Genomic DNA, 12,613 nt, shown 5'->3' on the forward strand with positions numbered 1-12,613 from the left:
TGTATAAATTAAAATTTGTACATTATGCATTTTATTCTAGTTGTCTTTTGGATATCTAAAATATGGTTCTCCCTTACTTCTATAATCTATATCATTCACTGGATAAAAAATATTATCAGCCCTTAATTCTGCTATTCTTGTTACTCCTACATAAATATTAGAAATACTATACCATGTTGCATAATCTACAACTCCTGTTTTTGGCAATGTAAATATTCCTTGAAAAACTTTAACAGACTCTTCTGTCTTAGGACCAAATATACCGTCAACTGCAAGTTTAGGAATAAGTGGATAGTTTTGAGCGATTCTGTTCAATTGTTCTTGTATTGTTCTAACTGGCCCCCCCCTTGATCCTCGCTTCAAATCATATCCTGGATAAGAACTAGGACTACCTTTTACTTGTTCAGCTGTTGTCAATTGAAGATCAGTTCCATAATAATAAGTTAATATTTCATATGGTGTTTTTCCTTGATCCCCCAAATACTTACTTCCCCATTGACTTAACCACTGAGGACACTGAACATTCTTACCATCACAGTATTGTGTTAATAAAGGTTGTTTTTTTCCATACCTTTTAACATATGTTGAAAATAGTTCATCTACAATAACACTTATACTATCGTAAATATTTCTTCCATAATTGAATGCATGATCATATGCTGTAGAATTAGTTACATCAAATGTCTTTCCTTTTCCTCTATACCATTCAGTATATATTCTATTTAAAGTAAAGGATATTATACAAAAAACATTAGCTCTTATTGTGTTGGTAGACCAAGTTGAATATATTTCACTTGAAGCAACGTTTTTTATATAATCTTTGTAAGGTACTCTATAATTTGGACCTGCTTGGTCTGGACCTCCTATGTGAACTGTAATAAATTCTGGAACCACTGGTTTTGCTAATACTACTCCACTAGATGGTGGTGGTAAAGGTTTTTCTGGATCTTCTGGAATCTTTGCTGGATAATCACCAAATAATGTATTAGGGAGTACTACTATTTCCTGTGCTACTGCAGGCGCCTCTGCCTTTTCTTTTAGATATATTTTTTGAAATGCTATTTGCTCTGGAAAAACTTGAACCTCCTTTACAATAGTATCCTCAAAGCCATCTCTTTCAACCTTTATATCATAGAGGCTATATGGAGCATTATCTGATGGCTCATTTGAATATTCTATTGGTGGTGCACTTAAATTTACAGTTGATGTTAATCCAGATGAATCTGTTGATAAATCAATCCTAAAATAATCCTTTCTAGTATTATCATTTGAAGGATTTATTGTTACCTTACTTCCTTCTACAGGCACATAACTTTCTCCCTTGAAGCATTGAACTTTTATTTGCCCTTCTGCCATGAATATCTCCTAATATATTTTTTATTGTTTCATCTATATATTATGCAATTGTACATTATTTCGTGAATATCATTTTTTAGGATATCTCACAAATAATTCTCCTATCATATATTCATTACTAATTCTATTTTCATATTTATATCGTGGTGCATTAGTGCTTATTATATTTAATGTATCTATTAAAATATCAATACTACTTTTTATACACACCTCACCATATCCCCAACTAGTATCTGGATAAACAGTATCTCTTCTACCTCTTCTTGCACCCATTATTAAATAATACTTAAGTCTACTACCATATAAAAATGGATCATTTCCTTTTATTATTCCCCATTCCATCATTAATGCACAAATACCAGCAACATGAGGTGAAGCCATAGATGTTCCTGTTTTTGCATCATAGGAACCATTAGGTATTGGTGCTGTTATCCCTTCTCCTGGGGCTACTACATCAGGCTTTGTTTCTCCATATAATCTAAGTACTCCTCTTCCACTAAATGGAGAAATCATCCTAGTAATGTAATTATAACTTCCAACAGAAATAACTGTATTTACTGTAGCAGGTATTCCTAATGTATTATTAATTGTTGGACTTAAAAATTTAGTTTTTTCATTTAATCCTTCAGCTATAGGTAACCACATATCATAAATACCTTTATATTCATTAAGTAATCTAAGCTTAATAGTCCATTCTCCAGATAATATATAGTTTCCTTTTGTAATTAATGATATTCCTATTTCTCCATTAATATCAAATGGTCTTGGTCCTGTATTGTAAATTTGATATCTATTTCTAGATATTACTCCTTCTTTATATCCTTCTTCAATAACCATTGCTCCTGTAGTAGTCCCTGTAGGAGTTATTAATTCAAGACTAACCTGTGAAAGAACTGACTTATACAAATTTATTACTACTGCTGTTTCATCCTCAGCAACGTTAAATTTTATTACATTTTCAATTTCTAATGCTCCTCCAATGTGATGAGAAGCACTTCCTTCGTTTCCTGCAGCTACTACAACAGTTATTCTTTCTGAGGATACTAATGTATTTATATATTGCTCTAAAAGACTTGTTCCTTTATGAGCTCCATCATTGGTACTTAAACTTAAATTAACTACAAGAGGTTTCTTTAACTCATTAGCCTTATCCACTAAAAACTTTAATCCCCTCATCAATTGTGTACTTAGCGAAAAGTTTCCCCTTGCACTTTTCACCATCATTATTGAAGATTTTGGAGCAACACCATAATTTCTAGGGTCAATTTTCCCTCCAGCACAAGCTATCCCTGCTACATGTGTTCCATGTTCAATTACATCATATGAAGGAACAATTGAAGCTGGATCAGAACTCTTTAAAGCTTGATTTATTAAATTTTTATCATAAATTTGTCCACCTAAACTTAAGTCATATATATACTCAATTCGGGTAGTTCCATCCTCATTTTTAAATGCAGGATGTGTAAAATCTATTCCAGAATCTACAAAGCCTATAATAATTCCTTCACCATAAATTCCATAATCATTTTGTGCTTTATCTATGCAAGCTGCCCTATTACTGCCTAGATCTGAAAAATAAAGACTTGCTGGTAACTCAATGTATTGTAAATCAGGATTTTGAGCTAACTTCTCTATATCTTTACGATTTATTGTTACTATACCATAACCATATCCTAAATCTTGAAGCTTCGCCCCAATACTAGTTATGTACTCATTAACATCTTTAAACTTTTCTCCATATAATACAATTACCTCTATGTTTTCATCCATTTGACTTAAATTTGATGTAAAATTCAATTTACTTAATATACTCTCTGGTACATTTTTTATTAAATTGGTTGTTTTAATCCCATTTTCCATAAAAACCTCCAACTAATTAATAATACTAATATATGAAAAAAGATAAATATGTTTCTTATGCTGAATAACAAACTAATTCTAACTTCTAATTTTCTTCAAATAAAAAACTATCTAAAATAGAATTTATAAAAATCCTATTTTAGATAGTAAATACTATTCTTATTATAATGATATTTCTAATCTTTCTAATTTTGCTATTACTTTTATGTTATTTACTTCTATAGTTTCAGTCAATACAGCACCATCATTATTTATTAATAATGCCCTGGAATTTCCTATTAATTTAATTTGCCTAATAGCTCTTTTACCTTTATATTCAATAAGAAATATACCATTGCTTACTTCTTTAACTAAATGTCCAAATGCTATATCATCTTTCATAATTCTAAAACCTACCATATCATTATCTGATACCTTTAAATATAGAACCTTATCAGCAGTATATCCCTCTACTTTGTTTGAATAATTAGGTAGATCTTTTCCCCCTAATATATTCTTCAAACTATAATCATAAATATTTACTCTTTTTAATACTGATGAAAATGCATCTGTCCAAACTTCTGAAGTCTCACCAAGAATCCTTGGAGAAATTTTTGTTTCTTTAACTTTAACATTTAATTTCTCTTGCTTTCTCTCCTCCATTAATACTTCATCAGTTACTACCATACTTATATCATTTAAGTCAACTTTAAGAAACTTTGCTGCTCTATCTATAAAACTTTCTTGAGCAACCTTCCTCCCACCTTCAACTTCATTTATATATTTTTCTGATACACCTAACTTTTTAGCTAAAACTTTTTGTGTAATTCCTGATTTTAATCTTGCGTTTTTTATTTTCTCCCCAACTCTACTCATAGCTTTATCTTCCTTCCTGTCTACTTTCAATCCACTCTTTTTCTTTTATCAAGTGAGATAAAAGATATTCAAAAGTCCATTCATTGGTTAAAGGTGTTACTGTGGCTAATATAACCTTTGGCATCATCTTCTTAATAAACTTTATTAAAACATATAATTCTTGAGATTCACAATTATTAAACAAGACAAGCTTTTCTTCAGTCATATTTTCCTTATAGGTAAATATTCTAATACCATCAACTATATCTTTAACCCTCATACTTGTCATTTCAGGTGTTACTTTTATTAATTTAAGTTTTATCATCTTAAGCATTTCTAGTTCTTCATCTTTAAACCCATAAATTAAGATACACTTACTATTTTCTAGCACACCCTTCACCTCAATTATTCAATTATTTGAGGTTCTTCATATGACTCTCCAAATGTTTCTACTGTTACCGTCTTAATAACTTGATCTTCATATGGTCTATCATCATAATCTCTTTTTGCATTTACTATTTCATCTGCTACTTCTATTCCCTCAATTACCTTTCCAAATGAAGCATATTGATCATCTAAATGAGGTGAATCTTGAACCATTATAAAAAATTGACTTCCTGCTGAATTTGGATCCATTGTTCTAGCCATAGATAACACGCCTCTTGAATGCTTTAATTCATTCTTAAATCCATTACGTGAGAATTCTCCCTTTATGCTATATCCTGGGCCTCCCATTCCTGTTCCTTCTGGACATCCACCTTGAATCATAAAACCTGGAATTACTCTGTGAAAAATTAATCCATCATAATATCCTCTTTGAATTAAATTTATAAAATTATTTACTGTATTTGGTGCTACATTTGGATAAAGCTCTGCTTTAATAACTCCACCATTCTGCATTTGTATAGTAATTATTGGATTATTCATAATATATTTCTCCCTTCAATTCTTATAATAACTATTCTTATCAAATTTATCCTTATAAATTCATTATCATTATTATATATATATACCTATTCATTTTCAATGCACAATTTAAGAGATTTTCAACAAGTTAAATTCTATTTTACATTTCAATTTTTAATGTAAAGAAAAAAATCACCATTTAATAACTTTAAATAGTGATTTTTCATATTAACTTTGAATTTTTCCATTCTAATATTTTCAATCTATCTCCTAACTCGCAAAAGCAGTTCCTAAAACAACTCTTGAATAATCATTTATATTTGATAAATTTTTAACATCTATTCTGCTAAAAATTTCTTTTCTTGAAATTTCATAAAGAATTGGTCCAAACAAGCAATTAAAAAAAGTAGCAGGAACATTTTTTATACCAGCAAAATCTAAAGTAATGTTCTCCATATTATTTTTTATGATAGCCTCTCTTAACAGTATAGCATCCTCTATGCTAAAGTTTTCTCCCAAGTATTCTCTTACGTTAATTTCCATAATACTTCCTCCCAACATTTCTAAATATTCTGATAATTCTTTCTAATATTATAATATCAGTCTTCTATTTTTTTGTCAACATTTTAACAAAGTTTTTTTAGTTTTTCTTATAAAAATAAGCAATAAACTATTTATATAATAGTTTATTGCTTATTTTTATAATTCTATCTTCTTCAAGAGAATTATAGATTGTAATATTTCCTTCCACTGACAAATCATTTAATATGTTTAATTCTTCTAACTTTCTCTTTAATTCCTTAGAAGTTCCAAGTCCACCATCTATTATTGGTACATCTTCTTCTAATATATCTTTAATAACATGTTTAACAAAAGGATAGTGAGTACAACCTAAAACTACAGACCCAATTTTAATATCTTTATACACATTAAACTTATCTTTCAAATAACTTCTTAATTCTTTGCTATCTATGTCTCCCTTTTCTATAAATTCCACTAATCCTGGACATGGCATTGGTAATATTTCTGATTCACCTTTATATTTCTCCATAAGATTAATAAATTTCTTTTCTTGCAATGTTACAGGAGTTGCCATTATAACTACAGATCCATTTCTTTTTAAGTTTACTGCTGGCTTTAATGCTGGTTCTATCCCCACTATAGGTAAAAAAGGATATGATATCCTTAATGAAGAAACAGCCGCACTAGTTGCTGTATTACATGCAATTACAATAGCTTTAGCACCTTTACTTATTAAAAATTCTACTGCTTTATATGTAAGCTCCCTTACTTCTTCTACTTTTTTTACTCCATATGGAGCATTCTTGGAATCTCCAAAATATATAAAATGCTCGTTGGGCATAAGTTTCATAGCTTCTTTTAATACACTAAGGCCCCCTACACCTGAGTCAAAAAAACCTATTGGCATATCATTTCTATTCAAGGTATATCACTCCAATTACTTCTTTTCTATAATTATTTTATTACTTTCTATAAAATAAATCTACATGTAATATTAATTTATGTAATCTATCTTATTTAAAATTAAAAAAAATAAAAATTGTAGATAATAATACCTAAACATTTAACATAGTATTCTTGGAAAAGGTGCTATAATTTCATTAGAATATATTTTACCATTATTAAACTGTGTGTGATTAATTATGTACTCTGCTTCCTTATAATCCTTAGCTTTAAATACAATGGTCCATCCATTTTTATCATACTTTCCTGCACACATTATATATCTACCACTTTCTCTATTTTCAAGCTCATTCTTATCAACAATATGACTTTTAATCTCACTTATATTCTTAATACTTAGCCTTACAAAAACCTCTCTTTTGTTCATCATATATCTCCCATCCAAACACTCGTTCTGTATCTTCATTATAATCGAACTTTTGTTCGACTGTCAATAAAATAGTTGCTCTATTATATAAAAATAAACCACTTCTTGCTTTGAATATTTTATCAATTTCAGTTGTATTTTATGCTGTGTCCACATATATATTAAACGTTTTCTTATTATCTGTAAATAGGACCTTATACACTAATTTTACAGGACTTTGGCCCTATATCCTAATTCTTATTTTAAATTATAAGTATTCTTTTAAATAACCTCAAAAATTGGGGAACTATATTTAGTTCCCCAATCAAATTCACCATATTTTATCTCTACTCAGCAATATTAAATACTTCTAATCCTTTGTTACTTTCCAATCCCTCAGACTTCACTACAACTATAGCTCTTAGTGTGTCTAATGCTGTTATAACTCCAATATTTCTTTCAACTGCAGCTCTCCTTATTAAGAACCCATCTCTTTTAGAGTCATTTCCTTTAGTTGGAGTATTCACAACTAAATCAACTTCTTGATTTTTAATTACATCTAATATATTTGGATGTTCTTCATCAAGCTTTCTAATTACCTTAGCATCTATTCCGGCTTCAACTAATAAATTAGCTGTACCTTCAGTTGCTATAAATTTATAACCAAGCTTTGAAAGTTCTAATGCCATTGGCAAGAATTCAGCCTTATCATGCTTATTTATAGTTGCAAGTATATCTCCCTTTCCTGGCAACATTCCTGCTGCTACAAAGCCTTTATATAAAGCTTCCTTAACATTTCTTCCTACTCCTAATACTTCTCCTGTAGATCTCATTTCTGGCCCTAAAGAAACTTCTACATTGGGTAGCTTTTGAGTTGAAAATACTGGAACCTTAACTGAAACTAATTCTGGCTCTTTATATACATCTATTCCATATCCTAAATCTACAATCTTTGATCCAAGCATTACCTTAGTTGCAAGATCTACTATTGGTACCTTACTTACCTTACTTATATATGGTACTGTTCTTGATGCTCTTGGGTTAACTTCTATTACATAAAGTTGCCCTTCAAATTCTATAAACTGAATGTTTATCATTCCCTTTATTCCTATTGCTAAAGCTAACCTCTTAGTATAATCTAATACCTTATCTTTTATATCATTACTAATATTTTGACTTGGATACATTGTTACACTATCCCCTGAATGAACTCCTGCTCTTTCTAAATGTTCCATTATTCCTGGAATTAATACATTTTCTCCATCAGAAATTGCATCTACCTCAATTTCTCTTCCCATTAAATATTTATCTATAAGAATTGGATTTTTTGAATCTTTCTCAAAAGCATTCTCTAAATAATAAGTTAATTCCTCTTCATCATGTGTTATTTCCATACCTTGCCCACCAATTACATATGAAGGCCTAACAAGTACTGGGAACTGTAATCTCCTTGCTTCTTCTAAACCATCTTCTATTGACCAAATTCCTTTTCCTTTAGGTCTAGAAATTCCAAGCTTCTCAAGTAATTCATCAAACTTCTCTCTATCTTCAGCCATATCTATTTGATCTGCTGTAGTTCCAAGGGTTGGAATTCCTTTTTCTTGCATAAAATTTGCAAGCTTAATAGCTGTTTGCCCACCAAATTGGAGTATAACCCCATCCGGTTTTTCTTTTTCTACTATATTTAATACATCTTCTTCTGTTAATGGTTCAAAGTACAACTTATCAGATATGTTAAAATCTGTACTTACAGTTTCTGGATTATTATTTACTATTATAGTTTCTATTCCCATCTTTTTTAAAGCTAATACACAATGAACTGATGCATAATCAAATTCTATACCTTGCCCTATTCTAATTGGACCAGATCCTATTACCATAACTTTCTTTTTATCCGAAACTTCTACCTCGTCAAATTGCTCATATGTAGAATAATAGTATGGTGATAGTGCTTCAAACTCTCCAGCACATGTATCAACCATCTTATAAGAAGGCTTTACATTCCAAATATCTCTTAACCTATAGACATCTTCTGGCTTTACCTTTAACATATCTGCAATAGCCTTATCAGAGAACCCTTTTTTCTTTAAGTTAAGAAGCCATTCTTTATCTAAATCTTCTATTTTAGAAAGTTTTAGTCTTTGTTCTTCTTCAACTATCCACTTGAACTTTTCTATAAAGAAAATATCTATCCCTGTTATTTTTGCTATCTTATCTACTCTATAGTCTCTTCTAAGCATTTCTGCTAATGCAAAAATTCTTTCATCATCTGGAGTTACTACTCTCTCTTTCAATTCTTTCATACTAAGTTCTCTAAACTTCTTATGTTCTAGAGAATATTTACCAATTTCTAAGCTTCTTATTCCCTTTAATAATGCCTGTTCTAGATTTGCACCTATAGCCATTATCTCTCCTGTTGCCATCATTTTTGTCCCAAGCGCTCTATCTGCTCCAAAGAACTTATCAAATGGCCACTTTGGAATTTTACATACTACATAATCTAAAGCTGGTTCAAAACATGCATATGTTTTTTGTGTTACAGCATTCTTTATTTCATCTAACCCATATCCTAAAGCTATTTTAGCTGCTAGTTTAGCAATTGGATAACCTGTTGCTTTTGATGCTAAGGCTGAACTTCTAGATACTCTAGGATTAATTTCTATTACAGCATATTCAAATGAATTTGGATTTAAAGCAAATTGAACATTACATCCACCTTCTATTCCTACTGCATTTATAATATTTATTGATGCTGTTCTAAGCATTTGATATTCTTTATCTGATAAAGTTTGAGACGGTGCTACAACTATACTATCCCCTGTATGAATCCCTACTGGATCTATATTTTCCATATTACATACTGTAATACAATTTCCATAAGAATCTCTCATAACCTCATATTCAACTTCTTTCCAACCTTTAACTGATTTTTCAAGAAGTACTTGCCCTATTGTGCTTAATTGTAATCCTGATTCTAAAATTTCTTCCAATTCTTCCTTAGTCTCTGCTATTCCGCCACCTGTTCCTCCAAGTGTGTATGCGGGCCTAACTATAACTGGATATCCTATTTTAGCCGCAAATTCTAATCCAGATTCCATATCAGTTACTATTTCTGATTTAATTACAGGTTCTTTTATCCTGTTCATCATGTCTCTAAATAGTTCTCTATCTTCCCCTTCTTTAATTGAAGCTATGGATGTACCAATTACATTAACATTATATTTATCTAAAATGCCTTTATCATGTAGTTCTACAGCTAAATTTAATCCTGTTTGCCCACCCATTCCTGCAAGTAAACTATCTGGTTTTTCTTTAACTATTACTTTTTCTACAAATTCTACAGTTAAAGGTTCTAAATAAACTTTATCAGCTACTTCATTATCTGTCATTATAGTAGCTGGATTTGAGTTAATTAAAACAACCTCAATTCCTTCTTCCTTAAGTGCTTGACAAGCTTGTGTTCCAGAATAATCAAATTCTGCTGCCTGCCCTATTATTATTGGACCTGATCCTATAACTAAAACTTTTTTTATATCTTTATTTAATGGCATATCAAAAACCTCCTATAATGCATATTCCATGAATTTATCAAATATATACTCACTGTCCTTAGGTCCAGCTGATGCTTCTGGATGAAATTGAACTGAGAATATTGGTAATTCCTTATGCTTCATTCCTTCAATTGTTCCATCATTGATATTAATATGTGTAGATTCTACTTCCTCTGGTAAAGTTTCTACAACATATCCATGGTTTTGTGAGGTTATTGTCACCTTATTTGTTTCTAAATCCTTAACTGGATGATTGCACCCTCTATGACCAAATTTCAATTTTTCTGTTTTTCCACCTAACGCCAATGCTAAAAGTTGATGCCCTAAACATATTCCTACTAAAGGTTTTTTTCCTACTATTTTTTTTATATTCTCTATTGCTCCTGGTAAATCTTCTGGATCTCCAGGTCCATTTGATAAGAAAACTAAATCTGGATTAATAGCTAAAACTTCTTCAGCTGTTGTATCTGCATTAAATACTGTAATTTTACAGCCTCTTTTTTGAAAGCATCTTATTATATTTTGTTTTATACCAAAATCCATTATAGCAATATGCTTTCCTGTTCCATCTATTGTATAATTGTTTTTTGTTGTAACATTTTTAACAGCACCAACAGTTGAAAATTCCTTCATTTTCTTATTCATATCTTCATTATCTATTTCATCAACTGCTATGATACCCCTCATAGTACCATTATTTCTTAATACTTTAGTAAGCGCTCTAGTATCTATTCCTTCAAGCCCAACAATCTTATTTTGTTTTAAAAAATCTTCTAATTCTAATTCACATCTAAAGTTATTTGGTAGATTACATTTTTCTCTTACTATAAATCCTTTTACCTTCGGACTACTTGATTCCATATCCTCAAGGTTTATACCATAGTTACCTATAAGAGGATATGTCATTGTTACTATTTGCCCATAGTATGATGGATCTGTTAATATTTCTTGATATCCTGTCATACCTGTTGTAAATACAACTTCCCCAACGCTATCTTTTAAGTATCCAAAGGCTTTACCTTCAAACACCATTCCATTTTCTAAAACTAGCTTTGCTTTCATGCCTAGCCCCTCCTTATTTTATGATTAAGGAAAATACACTTTAAATGACATTATTTTTGAGTATAAAGAAAAGGATATTAAAGAAACTATTGAAAGTCCAGTCTCCTCACTATCCCATTATATTTATATACATTATTGTTTAATGCCTTTAAAGACAAAGCTATGAAATTATTTTTAAAATTATCCATAGTTGCAGACTCCTTTCTGGCCTCACAGGACCAAGTTAAAGTGTATCTTTACCTCATATTTAATTTTATCTTATCTATTATTGTAGTTTATTGACTATTCACTGTCAAGGTAAATGATAAATTAAATAAATGCAATACAACTATTGTCTTCCAAATAGTTAAAAATCATTTAACACTCTATTTAATGGATTATTATACTTTATTGATTTATACTAAATATATAGATATAACAATAATAGGAGGATAATATGAAATACTTATCAGATTTACATACTCATTCAATAGTAAGTGGTCATGCTTATACTACGCTTTTAGAAAATATAAATTATTGCGTTGAAAAAGGTTTAAAAATTTTAGGAACATCTGAACATGCTCCTTCAATGCCAGGGGCCCCACATGCCTGGTACTTTGGCAACCTAAAAGTTGTTCCTAGAATAATAAATGGAATTACAATATTAAAGGGTTGTGAAGCAAACATATTAGATATAGATGGAAATATAGATTTACCCTCAGAAGCTTCAAGATTCTTAGATTATATGATTGTATCTTTTCATGAACCTGTATTTGAACCAAAATCCCTAGAAGAAAATACTAATGCATTAATTAATGCATTAGATAAAAATCCTTTAATTGAGATATTAGGTCATCTTGGAAATCCTTCTTATGAACTCAATTATGAAACTATAGTAAAAAAAGCAAAAGAAAAAAATATCATGATTGAAATAAATAATTCTTCAATTTCAGGTAGTTCCAGAGCAGGTAGTTCTTCTAATTGTAAAAAAATAGCTGAACTTTGCATGAAATATGGAACAAAAATCATTTTAAGTTCGGATGCCCATATAAGTTTTAACATTGGAAATTTTGATGGTTCAATAAAAATCCTAGAATCTATTAATTTTCCTGAAGAATTAATTATGAATGACCCAGATAAATTAATTTCTCACATTAAAAGCAAAGGAAGACTTGCTGACCTTTAATATTTAATAAGGAAAAGAAAATTGATTATAAAAACGTCCTACATTTTT

Annotated in this window: 11 protein-coding genes; 1 reads left to right on the forward strand and 10 read right to left on the reverse strand. The window is 30.0% G+C overall.

Annotated features, from left to right (window positions below; genetic code table 11):
* Positions 1-36: 36 nt before the first annotated feature.
* From NNC19_RS06745 to carA, 10 genes are all read right to left on the reverse strand, one after another.
* Positions 37-1,356: a peptidoglycan-binding protein gene (locus NNC19_RS06745; protein WP_310937861.1), complete on the reverse strand. Its 1,320-nt coding sequence runs from the start codon at positions 1,354-1,356 to the stop codon at positions 37-39.
* 69 nt (positions 1,357-1,425) lie between these two features.
* Complete coding sequence (locus NNC19_RS06750; RefSeq protein WP_310937862.1) at positions 1,426-3,216, reverse strand: S8 family peptidase; 1,791 nt, start codon at positions 3,214-3,216, stop codon at positions 1,426-1,428.
* A 162-nt stretch (positions 3,217-3,378) separates the two neighbouring features.
* Positions 3,379-4,071, reverse strand: a complete 693-nt coding sequence (locus tag NNC19_RS06755) for a helix-turn-helix transcriptional regulator (RefSeq protein WP_310937863.1) — start codon at positions 4,069-4,071, stop codon at positions 3,379-3,381.
* 4 nt (positions 4,072-4,075) lie between these two features.
* Complete coding sequence (locus NNC19_RS06760) at positions 4,076-4,441, reverse strand: DUF3783 domain-containing protein (RefSeq protein ID WP_310937864.1); 366 nt, start codon at positions 4,439-4,441, stop codon at positions 4,076-4,078.
* Between the two features lie 14 nt (positions 4,442-4,455).
* On the reverse strand, positions 4,456-4,977 hold the full coding sequence (locus NNC19_RS06765; protein ID WP_310937865.1) for a peptidylprolyl isomerase: 522 nt from the start codon (positions 4,975-4,977) through the stop codon (positions 4,456-4,458).
* A gap of 249 nt (positions 4,978-5,226) precedes the next feature.
* A complete protein-coding gene (locus NNC19_RS06770; RefSeq protein ID WP_310937866.1) occupies positions 5,227-5,499 on the reverse strand; it encodes an STAS-like domain-containing protein in 273 nt (90 codons plus the stop codon).
* A 127-nt stretch (positions 5,500-5,626) separates the two neighbouring features.
* On the reverse strand, positions 5,627-6,385 hold the full coding sequence (murI, locus tag NNC19_RS06775) for a glutamate racemase (RefSeq protein ID WP_310937885.1): 759 nt from the start codon (positions 6,383-6,385) through the stop codon (positions 5,627-5,629).
* A gap of 156 nt (positions 6,386-6,541) precedes the next feature.
* A complete protein-coding gene (locus NNC19_RS06780) occupies positions 6,542-6,808 on the reverse strand; it encodes a hypothetical protein (RefSeq protein ID WP_310937867.1) in 267 nt (88 codons plus the stop codon).
* A gap of 326 nt (positions 6,809-7,134) precedes the next feature.
* Positions 7,135-10,338: a carbamoyl-phosphate synthase large subunit gene (gene carB, locus NNC19_RS06785; RefSeq protein ID WP_310937868.1), complete on the reverse strand. Its 3,204-nt coding sequence runs from the start codon at positions 10,336-10,338 to the stop codon at positions 7,135-7,137.
* Positions 10,339-10,350: 12 nt separating this feature from the next.
* The gene (carA, locus tag NNC19_RS06790; RefSeq protein WP_310937869.1) at positions 10,351-11,400 is read right to left on the reverse strand and encodes a glutamine-hydrolyzing carbamoyl-phosphate synthase small subunit; all 1,050 of its coding nucleotides are present in this window, start codon (positions 11,398-11,400) and stop codon (positions 10,351-10,353) included.
* A gap of 436 nt (positions 11,401-11,836) precedes the next feature.
* Between carA and NNC19_RS06795 the strand changes: the two genes are divergently transcribed.
* Entirely contained in the window at positions 11,837-12,565 is a 729-nt protein-coding gene (locus tag NNC19_RS06795; RefSeq protein WP_310937870.1) for a PHP domain-containing protein, read from the forward strand.
* Positions 12,566-12,613: the final 48 nt, after the last annotated feature.

Origin of the sequence: Clostridium sp. SHJSY1, from assembly GCF_031626875.1 — a bacterium.
Taxonomy (GTDB): Bacteria; Bacillota; Clostridia; order Clostridiales; family Clostridiaceae; genus Clostridium.